The sequence below is a fragment of the Zhenhengia sp. genome, assembly GCF_046966505.1.
Classification (GTDB): Bacteria; Bacillota; Clostridia; order Lachnospirales; family Cellulosilyticaceae; genus Zhenhengia; species Zhenhengia yiwuensis.
Genome location: NZ_JBKVCH010000001.1, coordinates 166,100 through 191,053 on the forward strand (window position 1 = coordinate 166,100; position 24,954 = coordinate 191,053).

Below are 24,954 nucleotides of genomic sequence, written 5' to 3' on the forward strand. Positions count from 1 at the left end.
AATATTGAATTATATTATAAAAATATGTATAATTTGAGTAAAATAACAAGGAGGCTGTTATGAAAAAACACTCTCATACTCAAAGAATGCTTTTAAATATGATTATCACTTTACTACTCATTACTCTTGCCATATGTGGAAGTATTATTGTCTTTTCTAAAAGCTTTGATTACACCTTTAATATGATTGAAGAAGACCAAAATCGTCCAACCCTTCCTAACGTACATACTCTGCAACTTCAAGTAGATGAACAAACTACAGCCCAGACACTTGCCAAACTTCTTTATGATGAACAATTTATAGGTAACCAGTTTTGGTTTGTAGTAGAGGCTAAACTCTCTGACTTGGAAGATGACTTATATCCAGGCACTTATACCATTAGTAGTAATATGACTAATCATGATATTGTAAAGCTCCTTACTACAAATCCTGATACGCTAGAGGAAGTTCAATTTACTATTCCTGAAGGCTTTACTATTACTCAAATTGCCAATCGTCTAGAAGATAAACAAATTGTAAGCAAAGCTGCTTTCCTAAATGCCATAGAAAATAAAACATATGATTATGACTTTTTAAAAGATATTCCTGAGGGAGGCACCTATAAATTAGAAGGCTATCTCTTCCCTGATACTTATCGCATTCACAAAAATGCCTCAGCTGAAGAAATTGTCTCTATCATGCTTAGACGTTTTGAAGAGATTACAAGTCGTTATAATCAGTATCTCTATAATTCAGACTATACACTTCATGACATCGTAACCATTGCTTCTATTATTGAACGTGAAGCTAAGCTACAAGAAGAACGTCCTACTATATCCGGTGTTATTTATAATCGCCTTAATCAACAAATGAAATTACAAATGTGCTCTACCATTCAGTATGCTTTGCCTGAACGTAAACAAACGCTTACTTATGAAGACCTCTCTTTAGACTCTCCTTATAACACCTATCTTCATGAAGGTCTTCCACAAGGTCCTATCTGCACTCCTGGTGAAAGTGCTCTTCGTGCTGCTTTTATGCCTGAAGAACATGATTATTATTATTTTGTACTAGAAGATGCTTCTACCAGCAAACATGCTTTCAGCCAAACTGCTGAAGAACATAATTTTTATAAGACTCGCTATAAACAATCTCAAGATATTAATTTTGTAGATTAAAAAGGTGTTACAGCATACCTAAAAGGATATGTTGTAACACCTTTTTTAACTTTTACTAAGTTCCTGATAAAGTTTTTTCAAAGCTTTTTTCTCTATACGTGAAACATAAGACCTGGAAATACCCATTTGCTCTGCTATTTCACGCTGTGTTTTTTCTTCTGTATTATCCAGTCCATAACGCATTCTTAGAATAAGCTTTTCACGTGGTTTAAGTACGCGTCCAATTTTTTCATATAACTTCTTAATTTCTATTCCAAAATCTACTTGATCAAAGATAGATTCACTCTCCGTAAAAAGCACATCTAATAAGCTGATTTCATTTCCCTCTTTATCTATCCCTATAGGAGAATGAATAGATGTTTCATTCTTTTCTTTCTTACTTGATCTAATGCTCATTAAAATTTCGTTTTCAATACATCTAGCAGCATATGTTGCTAGCTTTGTCCCTTTGGATGTATCAAAAGAGGTAATCCCCTTAATAAGTCCAATAGTTCCTGTAGAAATAAGGTCGTCCATATCTTTATTTAAATTACTATACTTTTTAACAATGTGTGCCACTAATCTTAAATTACGTTCAATAAGAATATCCTTGGCCTCTTCACTTCCTTTACCTAATTGTTCTAAATAGTACTTTTCTTCTTCTGGTGTAAGGGGCTGTGGAAAAGAGGATATACTGCTAAAATAAGAAAAACAAAAAAAAGGCAACATTTCGGCACACCTCCATAAAAAATGGGTTCATACTTATTGTATGAATGTGCGCACGAAATGTGCCCGTACAATTTGTATTTTCTTGTAAAGAGCTTATACTATTTTAAAAAATTAGTCTAAAGAGGTTGTTCTTTACGTAGAAGTGCTGGTACAGTTACATCCTCTTCTACTTTAAACTTAACAATTTGAAGTGGATGTGGTGCAGATTCAATGCTGTTACCTTCCGCATCCCACATTTCTTCAATCTTAACACTGATAAACGGTCTATTTGGTAATAAAATCTCTACTGTATCACCTACAGAGAACTTTCTTCTTTGTTCAATTGTTACAAGTTTTGTTTCTTTATCATAATCAATAACCATACCCGAGAAATCATAGTTACGTACATAAGAGTTATGTCCGTAAGTTTGATCGTCACTTGTTGGTTTATGTTCATAGAAACCTGTAGAAAACTCTCTATGACTTGCCTTACCTACCTCTTGAAGGAAATAACTACGTTTTTCTTCAAAGGCTTTTGGATCTTCTAAATAAGTGTCGATAGCGTCTCTATAAGCTTTAACAACTGTTGCTACATAAAGAGGTGTCTTCATACGCCCTTCAATTTTAAAGCTGTAAATGCCACTTTCAACAAGCTCTGGAATATATTCAATCATACAAAGGTCACGTGAGTTATAAATATAAGTACCACGCTCATCTTCTTCTACAGGCATATATTCACCTGGACGTGTTTCTTCTACAACATGATATTTCCATCTGCAAGGCTGTGCACATTCACCGTGGTTAGCATCGCGATGTGTCATGTAATTACTTAATAAGCATCTTCCTGAATAAGCCATACACATTGCACCATGTACAAAAGCTTCGATCTCAATATCCTCTGGAATATTATCATGAATTTCTTTAATTTCTGGGAATGAAAGTTCACGTGCTACAACAATACGTTGTGCACCTAAAGATGCCCAGAATTTAGCTGTATGACTATTTGTGTTGTTAGCTTGAGTAGAAATATGAATTTCCATATTAGGCACTGCTGCTTTAGCAATAGAAAATACACCTGGATCTGCAACGATAATAGCATCTACGCCCATTTCTTCAAGTGATTTAAAGTATTCTGCCATACCTTCAAAATCTTGATTATGCGCAAAGATATTAGCTGTTACATAAACTTGTACACCATGTGCATGTGCAAATGCAATACCTTCTTTCATTTCTTCAGGGGTGAAGTTTTTAGCTTTAGCACGTAAACCATAGCTTCCACCTCCCATATAAACAGCATCAGCACCATAAAGTACAGCTACTTTTAATGATTCTAAGCTCCCTGCGGGAGCTAATAATTCTACACGTTTTTTCTTCATTATAATCTCTCCTATTTTTTATAACTTAGGGCTATACCATCTCCAACAGGTAGTACACTACTTGTAAGTTCCCCTGAATGTGTAATGGTCCATAAAAAGTCTCTCAATCTCATATGGGTCGTACGTTGTCTACGGTCAATTAAATAACGTGATTTTGCTACAGTACCTTTATGCAAGACATTATCAGTAATGAGCAGACCACCTTTTCTTAATAATCTAATACAGTCAGGTAGGAAATTAATGTATTGCCCTTTAGCACAGTCCATAAAAATGACATCATACTGCCCACTCGGCAATGTTTTTAATATATCAGCAGCATCACCTTCTATAATTTGAATAACCTCTTCAAGACCTGCTTGTTTTATATTTTTTCTTGCAACACCCAACATATAAGGAAATCTTTCAATCGTTGTAATATGTCCGCCTTCTTCTAAATGCTCACTCATTAACATAGCAGAGTATGCAACAGCTGTACCAATTTCCAAAATTTCTTTTGGTTTTTGCATAGTTAAAAGTACTCTCATAAAATCTGCTACCTCTGGCTTAATAATAGGCCATGTCTCTTCTCCATTTGCAATAGCAACCTCTATATCATGAAGTAATCCTTCCGGTGGATTATGAAGTGCACGTATATATTGAACGATATAATCGTAGTTAATTTCACTCATAAGCTTATCCTTTCTAATCATTCTTCCTATGTCAATATAAGATAAAAAATAGTATAATGCAAGCGATATCAAAAAATACCTAGCAAAAAGCTAGGTATTTTTTATACTTCCATTATAATTGGTAAAATCATAGGACTACGCTTTGTTTTTTGCCATACGAACTCTTTAAGATCATCTTTGACAATAGTTTTAATCTGAGACCATTCTACAATGTGTTTTGTTTCACAGCGATCTAATGCCTTACGCACTACTACTTTTGCCGCATCCATAAGATTTTCTGCTTCTCTTACATAAACAAAACCACGAGAAATAATGTCTGGTCCAGCCACTACCATACCTGTTTCACGCTCAAGTGTCATAACAACAATGAGTAGACCATCTTGTGAAAGATGCTTACGATCACGTAAAACGATATTTCCTACATCACCTACACCAAGCCCATCTACAAGCACTTGCCCTGAAGGTACATTACCTGCAATCTTACAGCTTTCACGTGTTAATTCAATAACATCACCTATAGAAGCTATAGTAATATGGTCTTTTGGCATACCCATCTCAACAGCAAGTTCTCCATGTTTTTGAAGGTGTCTATACTCACCATGTACTGGTATAAAATACTTAGGTTTTACTAGTGCATGAATAAGTTTAAGTTCTTCTTCTGCAGCATGTCCAGATACGTGTGTATCCTCTTTAATAACTGTAGCACCCTTTTTAGCGAGCTCATTGACTACTTTAGAAACGGTTTTCTCATTACCTGGAATAGGTGTAGAACTTAAAATAACCACATCTCCCGGTTTAATTTCAAGCTGGCGATGTTCTGAAGTTGCCATACGTGATAAAGCTGCCATAGGCTCTCCTTGACTACCCGTCATAATAATAACAATTTGTTCATCATTATAACGCTTTACATCATTTACATCAATAAGTGTATTTTCTGGGATATCTAAATAACCAAGTTCACTTGCTGTCTTTGCAACATTTACCATGCTGCGTCCTATAATAGCTACCTTACGGTTAAATTTATAAGCTGCATTTATAATCTGTTGAACACGATCTACATTAGAGGCAAAAGTTGCAACCATAATACGTTTGTCTTTTGCTTTATTAAACACATCTTCAAATTTTAATCCAACCATTTTCTCAGATTGTGTAAACCCAGTACGCCCTACATTTGTACTATCTGCAAGAAGTGCTAATACGCCCTTCTTACCAAGTTCAGCAAGACGATGTAAATCAATACGTCCTCCTCTAATAGGTGTATAGTCTACTTTAAAGTCCCCTGTATGAAGAATGGTCCCCACTGGAGTCCAAATAGAAAGCATAACAGCATCTGCAATACTATGATTAGAACGTATAAATTCTACTTTAAAACTACCACCAAGTTTAATAGTTTCCCCTTGTGATACATTATTTCTTTGTGTCGTTCTAAGTAAGTTATGCTCTTTTAATTTATTCTCTACAAGTCCGATAGTTAATTTTGTTCCGTAGAGAGGAACATTGAGTTCTTGTAACACATAAGGTAACGCACCAATATGGTCCTCATGCCCGTGTGTAAGTACAATCCCCCTTATTTTTTCTGCATTTTTTGTTAAATAAGTTACATCTGGAATAACTAAGTCAATTCCCAGCATCTCGTCTTCCGGGAAAGCTAATCCACAATCGACAACAATAATATCATCTTCATATTCAAAAGCTGTCATATTTTTACCGATTTCTCCTAAACCACCCAGAGGAATGATGCGTAACTTATTTTTAGTTTTTCTGGGCACCAAAACTGCACCTCCATCTATATATTTTTTGAACACGCCTCACAATGTCCATAAAAAGTAACTTTGTGATTTGTGACTTTAAAACGATATTTATCTTGTATATGGGCTTCGATTTCCGCAAGCAAATCATTTTCTACTTCAAAAACTTTATTACATTTTGAGCAGATAAGATGATGGTGGTGATGTTCTTCTTGATGACTTAGTTCATATCGACTACATCCTTCATCAAAATATAATTTATCAATGATACCCATTTCTTCAAAAAGTTGCACAGTACGATAAACTGTAGCAAGACCGATTTCTGGATAACGCTCTTTTACTAATGCATAAAGTTCTTCTGTAGATAAATGCTTATCACAATTTTCAATAAGAACGTCTAAGATTCCTCTACGTTGTGTGGTTAGTTTACAACCTTTTTCTTTAAGTCGTTCTTTAAATGTTGCTGCATTCATTATATTCGCCCCTCTAAAAATTGATTTCCTAAGTACTTTTATTATAAATGTACCTTAGCCTATTGTCAATTGATACTTCCTATCATCTAAACTTCAATGTCATATTCATCGCTTTCCATAAGGGTTAAAGCTACTTTTTGAAGTTCCTCATCATCTTCTACTAATTCATATGTGATTTCGTCTCCGTCCTCACTCATTTCTTTTAGTATTGTTGCAATATCCTCTTCATCAGCAACTAATAAATATTTTTGTCCATCTATTGTTGCTTGATCGATTACTTCAAATTGAATTGTTTCACCTGTTAATTCATCATAAAAATTTATTTTATCCATAATAATCCCCTTTAACTATGTGCTTGTAGATAATTTTGTAAAATAAGCACAGCTGCTAATTTGTCAATGACTTGTTTCCTACGTCCACGACTTACATCGGCTGCAAGAAGTACATTCTCTGCCTCCATTGTAGTAAGCCTTTCATCCCATAAATCAACAGGTAATGCTAATGCCTGCTCAAGTTTTTTCTTAAAAACAAGAGTATGTTGACATCTTTCACCTTCTGTATTATTCATGTTTTTAGGGAATCCTAATACAATTTTTTCTACTTTATATTCTTCGCAAATTTCTTTAATTCTATTTATAGTAGGCTTAAGATTATAGCTATCAGTACGTCTAATAATCTCAAGTCCTTGTGCAGTAAATCCAAGTGGATCACTTACAGCTACGCCTGTCGTCTTTGTGCCAAAGTCTAGTCCGAGTATACGCAAGCTTAAAACCTCCTATAAGATGAGCCTTATAGCGCTTATTTCTTTAGGTAATAAGCTACTAATTCTTCTAAAATCTCATCACGTTCTAATTTTCTAATTTTATTTCGTGCACCATTATAGCTGGTAATATAAGTTGGATCGCCTGACATAATATACCCTACAATTTGATTAATAGGATTATATCCTTTCTCATTAAGCGCTTCGTAAACATCCATTAATATATCACGAGTTGAAGCCTTTTCAGGCATCTCAAAATGAAATTGCACTGTTTCGTTTATGTTTTTCATTTGCTTCACCTTCCAATATTTACACTTCTATCTTAGCTATATGATAATACAATCTAAGGTTATATGCAATTATAAAATGTTTTGACCTTTCTATAAAAGCTTTCCTTTAAGCACTTCGTGCTCTCTTGTCTCAATATATACTTTACCGACTGTATTCTCAAGATGAAGTTCTGTATCTACTTCAACTTTCATATAGTTACTTGTATAACCTTGTGCCATGCCTTCTTCGGCTTTTTCAAATAAAACTTCTACTTCTTTACCTATATGTTCATCTAGAAAAGCATCTTGACTCTTTAATGTAACCTGTTTTAACACTTTCATACGTTCATCTTTAATAGGACTATCAATTTGATTTTTCATCCTAGCTGCTGCTGTGCCTTCTCTCTTAGAATATGGGAAAAGATGTACTTGCGCAAAACCAATTTCCTTAACAAAGTCTACTGTTTCTTTAAATTCTTCATCCGTTTCACCTGGGAATCCCACAATAATATCCGTAGTAATAGCGACATCATGCCATACACCACGTAATCTTTGTACACTTTCTTTATATTCTTGCGCCGTATATTTACGATTCATACGTTTTAGAACAGTTTCAGAACCACTTTGTAAAGAAAGATGGAAGTGATGACAGAGCTTTGGAAGTTGGCTAATAGCTTCTAAAAACTCATCTGTTATGGCTACAGGCTCTATTGAGCTTAACCTAATACGTTCAACGCCTTCTATATCATGTACTTTTTTTATAGCATCTAGAAGTGTTACATTACCTAAATCTTTCCCATATGCTAGAACATGTATTCCTGTTAAGATAATTTCTTTAAAACCAGCCTCTACAAGCCTTTGCGCTTCTTGTACTACATTCTCTAATTTACGGCTACGGATTTTACCTCTTACATATGGAATAATACAGTATGTGCAGTAATTGTTACAGCCTTCCTGAATTTTAAGGTAGACGCGTGTATGCTCGCCCATATTACTAATTTGAAGCTCTTCAAATTCTTCTACATCCATAATATTGCTCACATAATTATAAGTCTCTTGATTATTATGATATTCTTCTACAAGCTTTAAGATTTCACTTCTTTTATTCGTTCCTACAATAATGTCTACTTCTGATACGTCTTCTTTAATTTTCTCCCCTGCTGCTTGAGCATAGCATCCCATAGCAACAAGTACGCTATCTGGATTAAGTTTTTTTGTTTTACGTAGCATCTGACGACATTTTCTATCACTTAAATGTGTCACTGTACATGTATTAACAAGATATACATCTGCAACTTCATCAAAAGCCACTTCTTCATAGCCTTCTGCCTTAAATTGCTCTACAACAGCTTCTGTGTCGTATTGATTTACTTTGCATCCTAGGGTATAGGTTGCAATATATTTTTTATTTTTATTTTGTAACATGGTGTTCTCCTCTATCTAAATATTTCATGTAATAGTCAGTATATTGACATTCATCTTTGTTCCATATATGATACAATTAGTATTGTAAGGAGGAATAAGCATGACATCTGTAACCATTAGTTTAAACTCTATCGAAAAAGTAAAACAGTTCGTTAATCTTATCAGTAAGTACGATGGTGATTTTGATTTAACATCTGGTAGATATGTTATCGATGCTAAATCAATCATGGGCATCTTCAGCCTAGACCTTAGCAAACCTCTAAAACTGGATATCCATGATGACCAAAGCGCAAGCATGCTTATGATGCACTTAAAAGAGTTTCTAATCTAAAAATCATAACCATATATTAAAAGTCTACTTTTTCAAGTAGACTTTTAATTTTATACTGAAACAACTTCTGTAGTACGGATTGCTTCTTCAATCATTTCTTCAATACAATCTGCAAGCGCTTCTTCTGAACGTTCAATAGACTCTAAACGAGGTTTAGTTTCTGGATGTTTTGGTACGAAGATTGTACAGCAGTCTTCATAAGGTAAAATAGATGTCTCGAAAGTATCTATTTTCTTAGCAATTTGTACGATTTCTTCTTTATCAAATCCAATAAGAGGTCTAAATACTGGCATACGTGCAGAATCATCTGTCACAACTAAGCTATGCATTGTTTGACTTGCTACTTGACCGATACTCTCTCCTGTAATAAGAGACATGCTCTCATTGCTTTCAGCAATACGCTGTGCAATTTCCATCATAATACGACGCATAATAATCGTTAATTGTTCATGTGGGCACTTTTCATAGATAGCCATTTGAATATCTGTAAATGGTACAATATGAACTTTCATACCACCTGTATACATAGCAACCTTCTTAGCTAAATCAATAACTTTTTGTGTCGCACGTTCACTTGTGTAAGGAGGACTATGGAAATAAACCGCATCAATTTCAACACCACGTTTTGCAATCATCCAACCTGCTACAGGACTATCGATACCACCTGATAAAAGAAGTGTTGATTTACCATTTGTACCATATGGCATACCGCCTGCACCTTTATGTGTCTTAGAATAAACATAAGTTCCATTTCTAAGTTCTACTGTAAGAATCATATCTGGGTTGTGTACATCTACTTTAAGCTTATCAGGAAACTCATCTAAAAGATAGGCCCCAAGCTCTGCGCTTACTTCCATTGAAGCCATTGGAAAACGTTTATCTGCACGTTTTGTATTCACCTTAAAAGTAAGGTAGTCTTTATGCTCAAGTTCTGCTTTCATATGTTCAAGAGCAAGTTCTTTCACTGCATTGAAAGAAACCTCTTCCCTTTTTGTACCATATGCAATTCCAATAATACCAAACACGCGACTTAGTTTATCAATAACGATTTGTGGATCAATATTATCCTCTTTAGGTTCTACCGTAATACGTCCTTGTTCCTTCTGAACTTCAAACTTCCCAAGTGGTTTAAGGTTTCTTCTAATTGTTGCTACTAGTCTATTTTCAAAGATATAGCGATTTTTACCTTTAATAGCCAATTCACCATATTTAACTAAAAAGACATTTGTCATCTTTTCTTTCCTCCTAGTGTAAATTTTCTAAGTAATACAAGTTGTTTTTTCAATACGTCTACACATGTTTCTAAGTCTTCTTCTGTAACATCTATACTAAATGAGAAACGTATAGCACTGTCAAGTGCCTGCCCATTAAGTCCAATAGCTGCTAATGTCCCACTTTTAGACATTTTGTTAGATGCACATGCTGAACCTGAAGATACATAAATATGATTCTGCTCAAGGGAATGAAGGAGTACTTCTGCACGTATATCTTCAAATGCAATATTAAGAATATGTGGTGCACTTACTTCTACCACATCCCCATTAAGATGTGTACCTTCGATCTCATTTAAAATACGTGTATATAAATAAGTTTTACATGCTTTATAGTGCTCTAAAATTTCACGTTGACGGTTAAATACATATTTTGCTGCAATATACATACCATAAATGCCTGGAACATTTTCTGTTCCTGAACGCATATTTTTTTGTTGTCCACCACCATGAAGCATATTTTGCAGTCTTACTTTTTTATTTTTATAGAGTAATCCTACACCTTTTGGCCCATAAAATTTATGTGCACTAATAGAAAGAAGGTCTATTTGAGCTTTACGTACGGATACAGGTATTTTAGTAAAAGACTGTACAGCATCTACATGAAAGAGCGTTCTAGGATTTTTCTTTTTAATGAGAGCTCCTATTTTTTCAATGTCTTGGATAGTTCCAATTTCATTATTAACATGCATAATACTTACTAAAGAAGTTTCTTCATTAATACTTGCCTCTAATTCCTCTAGATTAATGTAACCCTTTTCATCTACATTTAAGATAATTACATCAAACCCTTGCCCTTTTAAATAAGTAAAAACATCACCTACTGAAGGATGTTCGATAGCTGTTGTAATAATACGCTTTGCAGTCTTCTGATAAGCAAGTGCACTTCCTATGATAGCTAAGTTATTACTTTCTGTACCACCTGATGTATAGAAAATCTCATCTTCACTTGCACCTAATAAATTAGCAAAAAAAGCTGTACTTTCTTTAATCTTATTTTCTGCTTCAATACCTTTTTTATGCAAAGAAGATGGATTGCCATATTCAAGGCGCATTGTCTCAGAAACTGCTTCAATCACACACTCAAGAGGCTTTGTGGTTGCTGCATTATCTAAATAAATTTCTCTCATACCTTTTTCCTTTCCGCTCTCAAAATAATTCCATAAAAAAGGGGGGTCTCCCCCCTCTTATAGATTTTTTACGTTGTTAATGGCCTGGAGTACTCTCGCTTTTTCAAAAGGCTTGACAATAAAGTCTTTAGCACCTTTTTTAATAGATTCTACCACTTTTGATTGCTGTCCCATTGCTGAACACATAATAATCTTCGTATCTGGGCTTACTTTTAAAATTCCTTCTATAGCTTCTATACCACTCATTTCAGGCATAGTAATATCAAGTGTCATCATATCAGGCTTAAGCTTCTCAGCTAATGCTATCGCTTCTAAACCACTTCCTGCTTCTCCTACAACTTGATAGGAAGCTTCTATAAGCATCTTCTTAAGTACAGTTCTCATAAAAACGGCATCATCTACTACGATAAAAGTGAGGTCGTCCATTATCCCATCTCTCCCATTTCATACATAATATTAGCCAGTGTTACTAAACTCGCTGTCTCACTACGTAAAATGCGATTACCTAGGCTTACCGAATGCACTCCTTGATGAAGTGCTTCTTCAATCTCTTCTTCTGTGAATCCACCTTCTGGCCCAATAAAGATTCCAAAACTTTTAGCCTCTGTGCTTTGTAAAACTTTTCTAATACCTATTTCACGTTCTTTCTCATATGGAATAATGGCACATAATGCATTAGTTCTAGCATAAGCTATACTTTCCGACATAGATATTGGTAAAACCACTTCTGGTACAACCCCTCTGCCACTTTGTTTAGCTGCCGACTCTGCAATTTTGTTCCATCTCTCTACTTTAGAAGCCATTTTTTTAGGATTTTCTAATTTTACGACGCATCTTGTAGTACAAATAGGAATAATTTTTGTTACACCTATTTCCACAGCTTTTTGAATTACCCAATCCATTTTCTCACCTTTAATAAGGGATTGGAATAGCACAACTTCTACCTGAGGTTCTGCTAATGAATGGGTTACACTGTCTATAAGAGCTATAATTCTACCTTGTTCTATTGCATTTATTATACACTTATAGTCATGACCTTGTCTATCATTTATTATAATTTCATCTCCTGTTTGGAGCCTTAATACATTCTTAATATGATTAACATTTTCATCATCAATGATAATTTCTGTCTCTGAAATATTTTGAGCATTAACGAAAAACTTTGCCATTGATTATTTTCTCCTTCTAGCAACAACAGCTACCCACTCTTTTTGCTCGTGAATTTCTATGATTTCAAAACCATTTGCTTCAATAGCTGCTATAACATCGTCTTTTCTCATCTGTATAATTCCTGAAGCAATCCATATGCCTTCCTCTGTAATAACCTGCTCTACCTGATCTGCAAGCATAATAATAACATCCGCAATAATATTAGATACGACAATTTGACCTTTTTCTTTTACAACATCAATTAAGTTACCTGCATATACTTCCATCTGGTCTTCTACATGATTGTAAGCTACATTTTCCTTAGCTACTTTAACTGCTACAGGATCAATATCTACACCAATAACTTTTTGTGCACCCATTTTAGCTGCAATAATCCCTAAAATACCGCTACCTGTACCAATATCTATAATAGTCTGATCTGGTCTTATATACTTTTCAACAAGCTGCGCACACATAGCTGTTGTCTCATGTGTTCCTGTCCCGAATGCCATACCTGGATCCATTTCTATAATAAGGTCATCTACCTCTGCTTCATAAGTTTCCCATTTTGGCTTAATGACAATATGGTCACCTAATTTAACAGGCTTATAGTATTTCTTCCATTCATTTGCCCATTTTTCTTCTGGAATATCAAGTAAAGTAATTTTACCTGTTCCAATATTTAAGAATTCACTAATATGCTTTAAATGCCCTTTAATAGCTTCAACTTTTTCTACAATATCAATTTCTGTTGAAAAGTAAGCTTTAACCACCACAGTGTCCATATCTTCACTTATCAAACTTTCATCTATTAAATCAAAAATTACCTGAGAGCGGTCTTGAGAAACCACATCTATAGGGTCACATATCTCTACACCACCTGACATTTCCTCTACTAAAAAATAACTGATGGCTTCTACTGCTTCATGTGTTGTCTCAATCGCAATTTGAATATAATCCACTGGGCAATCCTCCTACTTTTATCTAATTTTTGTTAAAGAATTTTTCTATTTTCTTTCTGAAGTTCATCTGCTCTGGCTGATGCTCTACTGTACCATCTGCAAATTCGCGTAGTAAATCTTTTTGTTTAGCTGTAAGGTTTTTAGGTACTTCTACATAAACTTCTACATATTGATCACCACGTTGTTTTTTGTTACGAAGACTTGGAATTCCTTTACCTTGGAGTCTAAATGTAGTCCCTGTTTGTGTACCTTCTCCAATAGTGAATTTCACATTACCATCAAGTGTTGGAATAGAAAGTTCACTCCCTAATGCTGCTTGCGCAAAATTAATTGGCATACGCATATAAACATCCATACCACGACGTTCAAAGAGTTCATGTGCTTTAATATAAACAGTAAGAAGTAAATCGCCATTTGGTGCACCCACATCTCCTGCTTCACCTTTTCCTTGAATACGAAGTGTTTGACCATGATCAATTCCTGCTGGAATGCTTACAGTAATTGTTTTACTTGTTCTTACTTTACCTTGTCCATGACATGTTTGACAAGGCTCATTGATGATTTTCCCTTCACCATGGCAAGCATCACAAGTTTGAACACTTTGCATTGCGCCTAAGATTGTACGTTGTGTGACACGTACTTGACCTGTCCCATTACATTTTGTACATGTTGTTGGATTTGTTCCCGATTTTGCTTTTGTACCATGACAAGTTTCGCATGTTTCAGATGTTTGAATCTTAATTTCTTTTTCTACACCAAAAGCAGCTTCTGCAAATTCAACTTGAATAGTTTGTTTAATATCATTACCTGGTCTAGGCCCACGTGGACGACGTCTACCACCGCCTCCAAACATGTCACCAAATACACTACCAAAGATATCATCCATATCGAAATCAAAACCGCCACTAAATCCGCCAGCGCCACCAGCTCCGCCTTGTTCAAAAGCACTATGTCCATAACGGTCATAAGCACCTCTTTTTTGTTCATCACTTAAAACTTCATAAGCTTCACTTGCTTCTTTGAACTTCGCTTCAGCTTCTGGATTCCCTTGATTAGTATCTGGGTGATATTTCTTTGCTAGTTTTCTATATGCTTTTTTTATCTCAGCATCGCTTGCACCTTTTTGAACACCAAGAACCTCATAATAATCTCTTTTTGCCACGTTTTTCACCATCCCATTTTATTGACTTCTTCCATTATACACTCACAACGTAGAAACAGTCAAAGAGTATAACTCTTTGACCGTTCTATTTGTTAACTCTTATTCTTCTTTAAAATCTGCATCGATTACATCATCGTTTGCGTTTGCACTTCCTGCATCAGCACCAGGTGCTGCATTTGGAGCAGCTTGTGCATACATTTTTTCAGAAATTGCGTAGAATGCTTGTGTTAAAGCTTCTTTAGCTTCTTTAAGTTCATTAACCTCTGCATCTGTAATTGTTTCTACATTTACACGGTCATTGATTTCTTTTAATTTATTAAGTTTCGCTTCAACGTCTGTTTTATCTGTAGCATCAAGTTTATCTTCCATGTCTTTCATCATTTTTTCTGTCTGGAATACCATGCTATCTGCTTCATTTTTAACATCGATTGCTTCCTTACGTTTTTTATCTTCAGCAGCATATTGTTCTGCTTCAGCTACAGCTTTGTTGATTTCATCTTCACTTAAGTTTGTGCTTGCAGTAATAGTAATGTGCTGTTCTTTACCAGTACCAAGATCTTTAGCTGTTACTTTAACAATACCATTTGCATCAATATCAAATCCAACCTCAATTTGTGGAATACCACGTGGAGCTGGCATAATACCATCTAATTTGAAGTTACCAAGTGTTTTGTTTTGGTTAGCCATTGGTCTTTCACCTTGAACAACATGGATATCAACTGCTGGTTGGTTATCTGCTGCTGTTGAGAATACTTGGCTTTTCTTAGTTGGGATTGTTGTATTTCTTGGAATAAGAACTGTAGCAACACCGCCTAATGTTTCAATACCAAGTGAAAGTGGTGTTACATCAAGAAGAAGGATATCACCAACACCTGCTTCACCTGAAAGTTTACCACCTTGAATAGCAGCACCTACAGCTACACATTCATCTGGATTGATTCCTTTGAATGGTTCTTTTCCTGTGATACGTTTAACAGCTTCTTGAACAGCTGGAATACGTGTTGAACCACCAACTAATAATACTTTATCAAGTTCGTTTGCATTAAGACCTGCATCGCTAAGTGCTGTTCTTACTGGTCCCATTGTACGTTCTACAAGGTCACTTGTTAATTCATCAAATTTAGCACGTGTAAGTGTAATATCTAAGTTTTTACCTGCAGCACAGATGAAAGGAATTAAGATATTAGCTGTTGATTTAGAAGAAAGTTCTTTCTTAGCTGTTTCTGCTGCTTCTTTAAGACGTTGCATAGCCATTTTATCTGCTGATAAATCTTCGCCTTCTTGTTTTTTGAACTCTTCTACTAAATAGTTGATAATACGTTGGTCAAAGTCATCCCCACCAAGGTGATTATCTCCACTTGTTGCTAATACTTCGATAACACCATCACCGATTTCAATGATAGATACGTCGAATGTACCACCACCAAGGTCATATACCATGATTTTTTGTTCTTGTTCATTTTCAAGACCATATGCAAGCGCTGCTGCTGTTGGCTCATTGATGATACGTTTTACTTCAAGACCAGCAATACGACCAGCATCTTTTGTTGCTTGTCTTTGGCTATCTGAGAAGTATGCAGGAACTGTAATAACAGCTTCTGTTACAGCTTCACCTAAGTAACTTTCAGCATCAGCTTTAAGTTTTTGAAGTGTAATTGCTGAAATTTCTTGTGGTGAATAATCTTTTCCATCGATGCTTACACGGTAGTTAGTACCCATGTGACGTTTGATTGATGCTACTGTACGATCATGGTTTGTAATTGCTTGACGTTTTGCAACATCACCTACAAGTCTTTCTCCTGTTTTTGTGAAACCAACTACTGAAGGTGTTGTTCTATTACCATCTGTATTTACGATTACAACAGGTTTTCCACCTTCCATAACTGCTACACAAGAGTTTGTTGTTCCTAAATCAATACCAATTATTTTTCCCATTATTTTTTCCTCCTAATCTTTACTTCTTTATTAATTAGCTACTTTAACCATACTGTAGCGGATTACTTTTTCTTTATATAAATAACCTTTTTGAAGCTCTTCAACAACTATATTTTCTTCCAAAGTATCATCTTCTATGTGTAGAACTGCATTGTGATAATCTGGATCAAATGTTTTGCCTGCTGCTTCAATAGGAGTTACATTTAATTTTTCTAGAACTGTTAAGAGTTGTCTATAAATCATAGATACACCTTCGTAGAATGATTTATCAGTTGTCTCTTGTTTTAAAGCTCTTTCAAAATTATCTACAGTTCCTAAAAGTTCTGTTACTGTAGTACTTACTGCTAAGTCATAAATGTTTTGTTTTTCTTTTTCAGTACGCTTACGGTAGTTATCAAACTCAGCCATAAGTCTTTGAAGGCGCTCAATGTTCTCATCGACTGCAGACTTAACCTCTTCAACTGCTTCTTCTTGAGCCTCTTCTTTAACTTCTTCTACTGTAACTTCTTCTACCGTTTCATTTTGCACTTGATCTTTAATTTCTTTTTCCTCCATGAACCAGCATCCTTTCTGAATTACTCTTTTGCTTCAATTAGCATATTTTTAATATGATGAGAAATATGTTCAAGTAGTGATACTACCTGTCCATAATTCATACGTGTTGGACCAATAATACCGATTGTACCTAAGTTATAATCTCCTATCTCATAGCTTGTTGTAATAATACTACACTCTTTCATAGGTTCTAACCCATTTTCTTCACCAATGCTGATATTTACTTCTGTACTCGGTTTATGTTTAAGCATTTTATATAAGTAAGGCTTTTGTTCAAGTACTTCAAAAAGCTTTTTCGCTTTTTCAATGTCATTAAACTCTTGGAAATTAAGCATATTTGTCATGCCTCTTGTAAATACATTTGGGATATCTTCAGATTCAAGTGTATCAATAATAGCATGCATTAGGTCTACTGCTATATCTTTATACCCTAGCATACGCTCTTCAAGGATACGCATCTTATCTATACTAAGTTCATCCAATGATGTACCTGTTAGACTTTCATTAATAATATTCGTTAAAATACCACATAGTGCATAGTCTAAAGTTTTCTTTGTACGAATCACATAATGTCTTACAATGTTAGCATCTGTAACAATGACAATAGCTACATTTCTTTCATCTACTGGCACCAGTTGAAGATGTTTAATCTTTGTTTGATGTATAGTAGGTGGAGATGCAATTGTTGCATAATGTGTTACAGTTGAAATAAGCTTTGCTGTCTCTTCAAGTAACTTATCAATTTTGTCAAACTTACTATGAATGACCTCTGCAACAACCTTCTGAATATCAGGAGCGATATCCGGATATTGCATGAGATTATCAACGTATAAACGATAACCTTTATCCGAAGGAATACGTCCTGCTGAAGTATGTGGCTGTACAATAAGCCCTAAATCTTCAAGGTCAGCCATTTCATTACGAATGGTTGCAGAACTTATACCAAGATCATATTTTTTAGAAATTGTCCTTGATCCTACAGGATCTCCTGTCTGTATATAATCATGAATAATGGCTTCGAGAATCTTTATTTTTCTTTCATTTATATCCATGATTTCACTTCCTTTTTCTTTTGTTAGCACTCATCATTTACGAGTGCTAACTACATTTTTAAGATATCATTCTTTTATAGTAATGTCAATACGATTTAGTAAATATATTTTGAATAAATTATTAACCTTTATAAGATCTAATCTAATAAGAAAGAAACGAATACTTGGTTAGATAAATCAATACCTATCTCACTTAAAAAAAGCCTGTCTTTATTGTGTATCAGGATTCCTTCCTTCATCCATTTTTCTATAGGTTCCCTATATATTTCAAAAATGGAAACCCCGAACTTTTTATAGAATTCCCCTATACTTATACCTTTTAACATACGTAATCCCAGAAACATATATTCTTCCATAGCAATTTTGGGTGTAATCGTCTCTCTTTCTGTAACGAGCTTGTCAGGCTGACCTTTTGCTGTAAGGTAGTCATTAAATACTACTGTATTATGGTAACGTATCTCATCCATATAACCATGTGCACCTAATCCTAGACCCAAGTAAAATCCACATTCCCAGTAGAGTTCATTATGCCTGCAGTTTAATCCATCTTTAGCCCAATTTGAAATCTCATACTGAGTATACCCTGCTTCTTTTAAACGTTCTTTTACAAAGGTATACATCTGACGGTCTGTCTCTTCATCAATAGTCTTAAGTGTACCTTCTTCATATTTTTTTCCAAACACAGTCCCTTCTTCTATAATCAAAGAGTAAGCTGAAATATGTGGCAATTCATAAGCAATCATTGTCTCTACTGTATCTTGCCATTCTTCCATAGTCTGGTTAGGGAGTGCAAACATAATATCTGTATTAATATTAGTCATACCATGATTTCTAAGTAGCATGATACTACGTTTCCAATCTTCAAAAATATGAATACGTCCAATCTGCTTAAGCTGATGATTCTGTACAGCTTGAAGGCCTAAACTTACTCTATTAACCCCATTCTTTTTAAAACTTTCAACATGCTCTTCTAAAATGGTTCCAGGGTTAGACTCTACTGTCCACTCTGCATCTTCTTCAATGTCAAAATTTAATCTAATAGCCTCTAGCACACGGTCTAATAAAAAAGGTGGAAGTACCGTAGGGGTACCTCCACCAATAAATAGACTACCGATTGTGTGCAGGCCTCTTACCTTCAGACCATAATGCTGAATTTCCTTTACAAGTGCATCTACATAAATTTCTTCTTGTCCTTTATTAGGAAAAGATAAAAAATCACAATAATAACACTTAGAATGACAAAATGGTATGTGTACATACAATCCTATTTTCATATAGTCCCTCTATTCATCAAGTTTTAAAACGCTCATGAATGCTGCTTGTGGCACTTCTACATTACCAACTTGACGCATACGTTTCTTACCTTCTTTTTGTTTCTCAAGAAGTTTACGTTTACGTGAAATATCCCCACCATAACATTTAGCAAGAACATCTTTTCTCATAGCGCTAATGGTTTCTCTAGCAATAACTTTATTGCCAATAGCAGCTTGGATTGGAATTTCAAATAAATGCTTTGGAATTTCCTTTTTAAGCTTTTCAACAATTTTTCTACCTTTCTCTACTGCATTAGATTCATGCACGATAAGAGAAAGTGCATCTACCATTTCTTTGTTAACAAGTATATCAAGTTTTACAAGCTTAGACTCTGCATAACCTGTAAGCTCATAATCAAATGATGCATAACCACGTGTTCTAGATTTAAGTGCATCAAAGAAATCGTAAATAATTTCATTAAGTGGTAGATCATACGTAAGTACCGCACGTGTACCCTCTAAATATTCCATACCATGATAAATACCACGTCTTTCTTGGCAAAGGTCCATAACTGCACCGATATAATCAGATGGCACAATAATTTGTGCTTTTACCATAGGCTCTTCCATATGTTTAATATGAGATGGATCTGGAAGGTTAGAAGGGTTAGATAAATCGATACGCTCGCCATTTGTCTTATAGACATGATAAATAACGTTAGGTGCTGTTGTAACAAGATCTAAGTTATATTCACGCTCTAAACGCTCTTGAATAATCTCCATATGAAGAAGTCCTAAGAAACCACATCTAAAACCAAATCCTAATGCTACAGATGTTTCAGGTTCAAATGTAAGTGCTGCATCATTAAGTTGGAGTTTTTCAAGACTATCACGAAGATCTCCATACTTTGAACCATCTGCTGGATAAAGGCCACAGTAAACCATTGGATTTACTTTTTTATAACCTGGCAATGGCTCTGCTGTAGGATTGTTAGCATCTGTTACCGTATCCCCAACACTTGTATCTTTTACATTCTTAATACTTGCAGTGATATAACCTACTTCACCCGCTTTAAGGCTATCTGTTGGTCTAAAGGCACCTGCACCAAATGTTCCAACTTCCACAACATCAAATTCAGCTTTTGTAGCCATCATACGAATCTTCATACCTTTTTTCACTGTACCTTCTTTAATACTACAGAAGATAATAACACCTTTATAAGGGTCATAAAGAGAGTCAAAGATAAGGGCTTGTAGTGGTGCATTTTCATCACCTTGTGGTGCCGGCACACTTTTTACAACCTGTTCAAGCACGTCTTCAATATTAATACCATTCTTAGCTGAAATAAGCGGTGCTTCACTAGCATCTAAACCAATAACATCTTCAATTTGATTCTTAACAGCATCTGGGTCTGCACTTGGAAGATCAATTTTATTAATAACTGGCATAATCTCAAGATCATGATCAAGTGCTAGGTATACATTGGCAAGCGTCTGAGCTTCAATACCTTGAGCTGCATCTACAATCAGAATAGCACCTTCACAGGCTGCTAAACTTCTAGATACTTCGTAATTAAAGTCTACGTGTCCTGGTGTATCAATTAAATTAAAGATATATTCTTCACCATCTTTTGCTTTATAAACAAGCCTTACAGCTTGTGATTTAATGGTAATCCCACGTTCACGTTCTAAATCCATATTATCAAGAACTTGTTCTTGCATTTCCCTTTCTGTAAGAGTACCTGTCATTTGTATGATCCTGTCGGCTAATGTACTTTTACCATGATCAATATGTGCTATAATACAAAAATTTCTAATTTTTTCTTGTCTTGAAAGAGACATATTGCTCCTCCTTAATATTTTCTCTAGTATATTCGTTTTATTATAGCATAACCCTTTTACATGTATCAATCCTTTTCAAGAACCTTTGCTAATAGATGTGCAATAGGTTCAGCTGTTCTAATAGCTTCTTCACTGGTTTCGTTTTGCGCACCAATTTCGATAAGAAGTGACATAGGTTTCATATTTAGGCTGTAGCGGTAACCTTTTAAATAGATTTTTCGCATAAGCTGAGGATAGTATTTCATCCCTTCTATCTGCATCTGCAGTGAAAAGGCTAGATTATCTTCTAAATAAGGATTAACTAGAGACTTCATAGGAACATTTTCTCCAGCTTGATTTTTCTGCCTGGTCATACCATTTACGAACATAATCTTTGCTGCCTCTTCGCCATTTAAATCCCCCGTTACTTTAGCATCTCCCTCAATACCATCCCTATGTAAATCTATACAAATCTGTATAGATGGGTTTTGATCTAATACAGTTTGTATTACAGCCTCCATACGTTCATAACAACCATCTGTACTCGTTGTTGTGTCATTTTCATAAAAATGATCTGTAACATGTAAGGTTTCAATACCATATTCTTCCTCTAAAATTTCCTCTAATGCATTCCCTACAGCTACTACACCTAAGTCACCTGTTTCTTCATCTGCAAAAAGTTCTTTTGCATGTGTATGGAAAACAAGAACTTTAGGTCCCTCTACGGATTCATCTATTCTAAACTCTCTTTGCGCTAGCTCTTTAAAATCCCACTCTTCAAACAGTTCTTCATCTATAGTAAGAATATTACGATCCCCTGTATAGATTTTATTTAAAAGATATTGTGGATCACTTAATTGATCTAAGTTAATTTGTTGCTTAATAGGCGTAGGCAAATCAGGTGTATAGAGATTATCTTTTTCAAGGGTAATCAGCTCTTCCTCTTCAGGAATATGAAAATGTCCTGAAAGTTCTTCTTCATAACTCCCTCTATCTATTAGTTTACTAAATGGCATAGTTTGTTTAACAAGTGCTAGGGGCATACTGAGCCTTTTTATAGATGTTGCAACTTCTTCTTCAATATCTATATTTAGCACTTCTTGACTATAGGCTGGCATTGTAAGCTTTGTAAAAAGCAATGGTGCTTGTTGATTCGTCTTATCATTTAATAGAGCATACAACTTCCACGTACCACAAATAATCATAAGTGTTAGTGCAAGTCGTATGCCATATGGTTTAATATTCAATTTATTTTTATTCATCCTGTACCCCCTCTTATAGCCTGTCTTTACTATTGTATAATTTAGAAAGGGGATTTATGACTAATTAGAGTATTTATTAATATCATCTAATCCTATACCAGGATGCACTGCAATATTGATACTATTAAAGATAATAGTCGTAAGGTAGGTAATAATTTCATCAATATCTTTAGCTGTTACAAAAAGATTACCTAATTGGGGAACAAGAATTTCCTTAATCATACTATATTTTTCTTCTTCACTAACTTCCTTAAGAAGGCTGTAAAAAGCATGATCGGGTGCATGTGTAAGCATTTGATGTATCATATGGTCTAATGTATCATTAACAAGAGTTGCCGTATCAATAACAGTAGGAACACCTATAGCTAGTACTGGACATCCCATTGTAGCTTCACTAAGTTCCTTACGTTTGTTTCCTATTCCTGCACCTGGAGAAATACCTGTATCACTAATTTGAATGGTAGAATTAATACGTTCTGGACTTCTTGCCGCCAGTGCATCAATAGCAATTATACAGTCTGGTTTAATATTTTCGACAACCCCTTTTATAATTTCTCCAGTTTCAATACCGGTTAATCCCATAACACCTGGTGTAAGACTACTTAAAGTATTGACTGACTCATCTATAGCTTCTGGAGCATGTTCTTTAAGATGTCTTGTAACAAGTACTTTTCCAGATACCTCGGGACCTAACATATCTGGTGTAGCATAACGGTTACCAAGTCCTACAACTAATACATGGAGTTCTGACTTTTTAGGTAATAACTTTTTAATCTCTGTAGAAACGATATGAATAATTTCTTGATGTACTTCTGGATTGTTATCCTTCATATCTTGAGACTCTACTGTAATATAATGCCCAATAGGTTTCCCCATATTTCTTTCGCCTAATTCATTCTGAATATGCACATAAGTTGTTGTAATAGGAAATTTTTCATTTTGAGTCATTTTAACCTCTACACCCTCTATATGATATCCGTCATCTTCTGTATTATTTTTATTAAGTTCCATACCGATTTCTAAGGCTAAATCCGTACGTGGTGTCCAGCTTGTAAGCGTTTTTTCCATAACGTCATCCTTTCTGTACTACTCTTCAAGTATTTTTACCATAAATTTAGAGACTATACATTGACTTGTCTCTGGTAATACTATATAATGTACCATGATATGATTAACCGTTCATAATTCCCCAAACCGTGTCCATAGAATATGAATGGAGGTGCCATCACATGGCAAATATTAAATCAGCAAAAAAACGTATTAAAGTTATCGCAACTAGAACAGCACGTAACCGTGCACTTAACTCAGCAGTTAAAACATACATCAAAAAAGTTGTTGCTGCAGCAAACAACAATGATAAAGCATTAGCAGAAGCTCAATTAAAAGTTGCTGTTAAAGCTATCGATAAAGCTACTGCAAAAGGTCTTTTCCACAAAAATGCAGCTGCTCGTAAAAAATCAACTTTAACTCGTTTAGTTAACAAAATGGCGTAATTTAATACAAAAAACTACTAACCTTAAGGTTAGTAGTTTTTTATTGTTCTTTTATTGTATTGTAATACATTTAATAATAAGAAGTTCAATACACTTAACAGGTTCCATCTTACCTGTTTTAATAGCACTATCACTTTCAAGGCAAAGTTCTAAAATATCCTGAAGGACTTTAAAACTAAAACTTTGAGCTTGCTTACTTAAATCCTGTGCCACATAATAAGGTACACCTACACTTTGACTAATTTGCTTAATCGGTGTTTGCGTTCGTAGCAAATATTTTACCTGTAATAAAATACGATACTGTCTAGCTATGAGTACAAGTACACCTATAGGTGATTCTTTACTTTCAATAAGTTTATTATAAATTGCTAGAGCCTGGCTCGTATTTTTTTGGCTTACTGCTTTTAGAAGCTCGAATACTCTTTGTTCTAATGAGAATACACAAACCTCATTAATCACTTCTTTTGTAACAGCCTCTTTACCTACATAAGATGCTAGTTTATCTAGTTCAATTAAAATATGTCCAATATTACGTGGCAAATTCATGATTAAATATCGGATAAGATAATCTTCTATTTTAAGTCCTCTCTCTTTACAAGCTTCTTTCAAAATACGCATTAAAGCTTCATCATCTGGGCATACCCCTTCTATTACTTCAAAATCACTTTTGACATACTTATAAAGTGCATTACGTTTATCAATTTCATCTTCCACAAAGACAATCTTCGTATAATTAGGCTTTTTCTTAAGCCAGTCAAGAAGATTTTGTGTATCTTCTTTTCTACCCGCCTTAAAAAGTCCACTTTTTCTTACAACAATGAGTTTTTCCTCTGCAAAAAACGGCATTGTTTCACCTGTGTCTATCAAATTAGAAACAATAAGATCCTTGCCTTCAAATGTAGTATAATTCATTAAATCTGATTCATCTACACTTTGACTTTTAATTTTATTTAGAGCCTCATTTTTAATCCATTCTTCCTCACCATAAATGAGGGTAATCCCCTTCTGGTTCACG

26 protein-coding genes are annotated in these 24,954 nt (G+C 34.7%); 3 read left to right on the top strand and 23 right to left on the bottom strand.

Features of this window, described 5'->3' with window-relative positions; all coding sequences use genetic code 11:
• Positions 1 to 59 precede the first annotated feature (59 nt).
• A complete protein-coding gene (gene mltG / locus ACLTBU_RS00805; protein WP_412217100.1) occupies positions 60 to 1,157 on the top strand; it encodes an endolytic transglycosylase MltG in 1,098 nt (365 codons plus the stop codon).
• Between the two features lie 45 nt (positions 1,158 to 1,202).
• Here the strand turns inward: mltG and sigK are convergent, their stop codons facing one another.
• The 9 genes from sigK to mtaB form a co-directional block, all read right to left on the bottom strand.
• On the bottom strand, positions 1,203 to 1,865 hold the full coding sequence (sigK, locus tag ACLTBU_RS00810) for an RNA polymerase sporulation sigma factor SigK (RefSeq protein WP_177669753.1): 663 nt from the start codon (positions 1,863 to 1,865) through the stop codon (positions 1,203 to 1,205).
• Between the two features lie 116 nt (positions 1,866 to 1,981).
• On the bottom strand, positions 1,982 to 3,220 hold the full coding sequence (locus ACLTBU_RS00815; protein ID WP_177669752.1) for a peptidase U32 family protein: 1,239 nt from the start codon (positions 3,218 to 3,220) through the stop codon (positions 1,982 to 1,984).
• Positions 3,221 to 3,231: 11 nt separating this feature from the next.
• A complete protein-coding gene (locus ACLTBU_RS00820; protein WP_412217103.1) occupies positions 3,232 to 3,909 on the bottom strand; it encodes an O-methyltransferase in 678 nt (225 codons plus the stop codon).
• Positions 3,910 to 3,989: 80 nt separating this feature from the next.
• Positions 3,990 to 5,657, bottom strand: a complete 1,668-nt coding sequence (locus tag ACLTBU_RS00825) for a ribonuclease J (protein WP_249333211.1) — start codon at positions 5,655 to 5,657, stop codon at positions 3,990 to 3,992.
• Between the two features lie 17 nt (positions 5,658 to 5,674).
• A complete protein-coding gene (locus tag ACLTBU_RS00830) occupies positions 5,675 to 6,109 on the bottom strand; it encodes a Fur family transcriptional regulator (protein WP_177669748.1) in 435 nt (144 codons plus the stop codon).
• An 86-nt stretch (positions 6,110 to 6,195) separates the two neighbouring features.
• Complete coding sequence (locus ACLTBU_RS00835) at positions 6,196 to 6,441, bottom strand: DUF1292 domain-containing protein (protein ID WP_177669746.1); 246 nt, start codon at positions 6,439 to 6,441, stop codon at positions 6,196 to 6,198.
• An 11-nt stretch (positions 6,442 to 6,452) separates the two neighbouring features.
• Positions 6,453 to 6,872, bottom strand: coding sequence for a Holliday junction resolvase RuvX (gene ruvX / locus ACLTBU_RS00840; RefSeq protein ID WP_177669744.1), 420 nt, complete (start codon positions 6,870 to 6,872; stop codon positions 6,453 to 6,455).
• A 35-nt stretch (positions 6,873 to 6,907) separates the two neighbouring features.
• Positions 6,908 to 7,159, bottom strand: coding sequence for an IreB family regulatory phosphoprotein (locus tag ACLTBU_RS00845; RefSeq protein WP_177669742.1), 252 nt, complete (start codon positions 7,157 to 7,159; stop codon positions 6,908 to 6,910).
• Positions 7,160 to 7,249: 90 nt separating this feature from the next.
• On the bottom strand, positions 7,250 to 8,563 hold the full coding sequence (gene mtaB, locus ACLTBU_RS00850) for a tRNA (N(6)-L-threonylcarbamoyladenosine(37)-C(2))-methylthiotransferase MtaB (RefSeq protein ID WP_177669740.1): 1,314 nt from the start codon (positions 8,561 to 8,563) through the stop codon (positions 7,250 to 7,252).
• A gap of 100 nt (positions 8,564 to 8,663) precedes the next feature.
• On the opposite strand from mtaB, the gene ACLTBU_RS00855 reads away from it, so the two are divergent.
• Positions 8,664 to 8,894 carry an HPr family phosphocarrier protein gene (locus tag ACLTBU_RS00855; RefSeq protein WP_177669739.1) on the top strand — a complete coding sequence of 77 codons (231 nt, stop codon included), beginning with the start codon at positions 8,664 to 8,666 and terminating at the stop codon, positions 8,892 to 8,894.
• Between the two features lie 50 nt (positions 8,895 to 8,944).
• Here ACLTBU_RS00855 and thiI read toward each other — a convergent pair whose 3' ends face one another.
• The 13 genes from thiI to gpr all read right to left on the bottom strand — a co-directional run bounded on the left by thiI (position 8,945) and on the right by gpr (position 23,514).
• A complete protein-coding gene (thiI, locus tag ACLTBU_RS00860) occupies positions 8,945 to 10,126 on the bottom strand; it encodes a tRNA uracil 4-sulfurtransferase ThiI (RefSeq protein ID WP_412217105.1) in 1,182 nt (393 codons plus the stop codon).
• Positions 10,123 to 11,295: a cysteine desulfurase family protein gene (locus ACLTBU_RS00865; RefSeq protein WP_177669735.1), complete on the bottom strand. Its 1,173-nt coding sequence runs from the start codon at positions 11,293 to 11,295 to the stop codon at positions 10,123 to 10,125. Before ACLTBU_RS00865 ends, thiI begins: the two co-directional genes overlap by 4 nt.
• Positions 11,296 to 11,352: 57 nt before the next feature.
• Positions 11,353 to 11,721, bottom strand: a complete 369-nt coding sequence (locus tag ACLTBU_RS00870) for a response regulator (protein WP_177669733.1) — start codon at positions 11,719 to 11,721, stop codon at positions 11,353 to 11,355.
• On the bottom strand, positions 11,721 to 12,464 hold the full coding sequence (locus tag ACLTBU_RS00875) for a 16S rRNA (uracil(1498)-N(3))-methyltransferase (RefSeq protein ID WP_177669731.1): 744 nt from the start codon (positions 12,462 to 12,464) through the stop codon (positions 11,721 to 11,723). The genes ACLTBU_RS00870 and ACLTBU_RS00875 overlap by 1 nt, the downstream gene beginning before the upstream one ends.
• A gap of 3 nt (positions 12,465 to 12,467) precedes the next feature.
• Positions 12,468 to 13,406 (bottom strand): 50S ribosomal protein L11 methyltransferase, encoded by a 939-nt coding sequence (prmA, locus tag ACLTBU_RS00880; RefSeq protein ID WP_249333197.1) that lies wholly within the window; start codon positions 13,404 to 13,406, stop codon positions 12,468 to 12,470.
• A 22-nt stretch (positions 13,407 to 13,428) separates the two neighbouring features.
• Entirely contained in the window at positions 13,429 to 14,580 is a 1,152-nt protein-coding gene (gene dnaJ, locus ACLTBU_RS00885) for a molecular chaperone DnaJ (RefSeq protein WP_412217108.1), read from the bottom strand.
• 87 nt (positions 14,581 to 14,667) lie between these two features.
• Positions 14,668 to 16,503 (bottom strand): molecular chaperone DnaK, encoded by a 1,836-nt coding sequence (dnaK, locus tag ACLTBU_RS00890; protein WP_249333196.1) that lies wholly within the window; start codon positions 16,501 to 16,503, stop codon positions 14,668 to 14,670.
• Positions 16,504 to 16,533: 30 nt separating this feature from the next.
• Positions 16,534 to 17,058 (bottom strand): nucleotide exchange factor GrpE, encoded by a 525-nt coding sequence (grpE, locus tag ACLTBU_RS00895; RefSeq protein ID WP_177669723.1) that lies wholly within the window; start codon positions 17,056 to 17,058, stop codon positions 16,534 to 16,536.
• A gap of 20 nt (positions 17,059 to 17,078) precedes the next feature.
• The gene (gene hrcA / locus ACLTBU_RS00900) at positions 17,079 to 18,110 is read right to left on the bottom strand and encodes a heat-inducible transcriptional repressor HrcA (RefSeq protein WP_177669721.1); all 1,032 of its coding nucleotides are present in this window, start codon (positions 18,108 to 18,110) and stop codon (positions 17,079 to 17,081) included.
• Between the two features lie 137 nt (positions 18,111 to 18,247).
• Positions 18,248 to 19,384: a radical SAM family heme chaperone HemW gene (gene hemW / locus ACLTBU_RS00905; RefSeq protein ID WP_177669719.1), complete on the bottom strand. Its 1,137-nt coding sequence runs from the start codon at positions 19,382 to 19,384 to the stop codon at positions 18,248 to 18,250.
• Between the two features lie 9 nt (positions 19,385 to 19,393).
• Positions 19,394 to 21,205, bottom strand: coding sequence for a translation elongation factor 4 (gene lepA, locus ACLTBU_RS00910; protein ID WP_177669717.1), 1,812 nt, complete (start codon positions 21,203 to 21,205; stop codon positions 19,394 to 19,396).
• A gap of 65 nt (positions 21,206 to 21,270) precedes the next feature.
• Positions 21,271 to 22,446, bottom strand: coding sequence for a stage II sporulation protein P (locus ACLTBU_RS00915; protein ID WP_249333194.1), 1,176 nt, complete (start codon positions 22,444 to 22,446; stop codon positions 21,271 to 21,273).
• Positions 22,447 to 22,506: 60 nt separating this feature from the next.
• Positions 22,507 to 23,514 carry a GPR endopeptidase gene (gpr, locus tag ACLTBU_RS00920; protein ID WP_337531021.1) on the bottom strand — a complete coding sequence of 336 codons (1,008 nt, stop codon included), beginning with the start codon at positions 23,512 to 23,514 and terminating at the stop codon, positions 22,507 to 22,509.
• Between the two features lie 161 nt (positions 23,515 to 23,675).
• On the opposite strand from gpr, the gene rpsT reads away from it, so the two are divergent.
• On the top strand, positions 23,676 to 23,939 hold the full coding sequence (gene rpsT / locus ACLTBU_RS00925) for a 30S ribosomal protein S20 (RefSeq protein ID WP_177669711.1): 264 nt from the start codon (positions 23,676 to 23,678) through the stop codon (positions 23,937 to 23,939).
• A gap of 51 nt (positions 23,940 to 23,990) precedes the next feature.
• On the opposite strand, the gene holA is transcribed toward rpsT, so the two are convergent.
• On the bottom strand, positions 23,991 to 24,953 hold the full coding sequence (gene holA, locus ACLTBU_RS00930; RefSeq protein ID WP_249333192.1) for a DNA polymerase III subunit delta: 963 nt from the start codon (positions 24,951 to 24,953) through the stop codon (positions 23,991 to 23,993).
• Position 24,954: the final 1 nt, after the last annotated feature.

Excerpts from the sequence above, each read along its gene's own strand:
- mltG (WP_412217100.1), top strand. The coding sequence starts at position 60 with ATGAAAAAACACTCTCATACTCAAAGAATGCTTTTAAATATGATTATC.
- sigK (WP_177669753.1), bottom strand. The coding sequence starts at position 1,865 with ATGTTGCCTTTTTTTTGTTTTTCTTATTTTAGCAGTATATCCTCTTTT.
- ACLTBU_RS00815 (WP_177669752.1), bottom strand. The coding sequence starts at position 3,220 with ATGAAGAAAAAACGTGTAGAATTATTAGCTCCCGCAGGGAGCTTAGAA.
- ACLTBU_RS00820 (WP_412217103.1), bottom strand. The coding sequence starts at position 3,909 with ATGATTAGAAAGGATAAGCTTATGAGTGAAATTAACTACGATTATATC.
- ACLTBU_RS00830 (WP_177669748.1), bottom strand. The coding sequence starts at position 6,109 with ATGAATGCAGCAACATTTAAAGAACGACTTAAAGAAAAAGGTTGTAAA.
- ACLTBU_RS00835 (WP_177669746.1), bottom strand. The coding sequence starts at position 6,441 with ATGGATAAAATAAATTTTTATGATGAATTAACAGGTGAAACAATTCAA.
- ACLTBU_RS00845 (WP_177669742.1), bottom strand. The coding sequence starts at position 7,159 with ATGAAAAACATAAACGAAACAGTGCAATTTCATTTTGAGATGCCTGAA.
- mtaB (WP_177669740.1), bottom strand. The coding sequence starts at position 8,563 with ATGTTACAAAATAAAAATAAAAAATATATTGCAACCTATACCCTAGGA.
- ACLTBU_RS00855 (WP_177669739.1), top strand. The coding sequence starts at position 8,664 with ATGACATCTGTAACCATTAGTTTAAACTCTATCGAAAAAGTAAAACAG.
- thiI (WP_412217105.1), bottom strand. The coding sequence starts at position 10,126 with ATGACAAATGTCTTTTTAGTTAAATATGGTGAATTGGCTATTAAAGGT.
- ACLTBU_RS00865 (WP_177669735.1), bottom strand. The coding sequence starts at position 11,295 with ATGAGAGAAATTTATTTAGATAATGCAGCAACCACAAAGCCTCTTGAG.
- ACLTBU_RS00870 (WP_177669733.1), bottom strand. The coding sequence starts at position 11,721 with ATGGACGACCTCACTTTTATCGTAGTAGATGATGCCGTTTTTATGAGA.
- ACLTBU_RS00875 (WP_177669731.1), bottom strand. The coding sequence starts at position 12,464 with ATGGCAAAGTTTTTCGTTAATGCTCAAAATATTTCAGAGACAGAAATT.
- dnaJ (WP_412217108.1), bottom strand. The coding sequence starts at position 14,580 with ATGGTGAAAAACGTGGCAAAAAGAGATTATTATGAGGTTCTTGGTGTT.
- dnaK (WP_249333196.1), bottom strand. The coding sequence starts at position 16,503 with ATGGGAAAAATAATTGGTATTGATTTAGGAACAACAAACTCTTGTGTA.
- grpE (WP_177669723.1), bottom strand. The coding sequence starts at position 17,058 with ATGGAGGAAAAAGAAATTAAAGATCAAGTGCAAAATGAAACGGTAGAA.
- hrcA (WP_177669721.1), bottom strand. The coding sequence starts at position 18,110 with ATGGATATAAATGAAAGAAAAATAAAGATTCTCGAAGCCATTATTCAT.
- hemW (WP_177669719.1), bottom strand. The coding sequence starts at position 19,384 with ATGAAAATAGGATTGTATGTACACATACCATTTTGTCATTCTAAGTGT.
- lepA (WP_177669717.1), bottom strand. The coding sequence starts at position 21,205 with ATGTCTCTTTCAAGACAAGAAAAAATTAGAAATTTTTGTATTATAGCA.
- ACLTBU_RS00915 (WP_249333194.1), bottom strand. The coding sequence starts at position 22,446 with ATGAATAAAAATAAATTGAATATTAAACCATATGGCATACGACTTGCA.
- gpr (WP_337531021.1), bottom strand. The coding sequence starts at position 23,514 with ATGGAAAAAACGCTTACAAGCTGGACACCACGTACGGATTTAGCCTTA.
- rpsT (WP_177669711.1), top strand. The coding sequence starts at position 23,676 with ATGGCAAATATTAAATCAGCAAAAAAACGTATTAAAGTTATCGCAACT.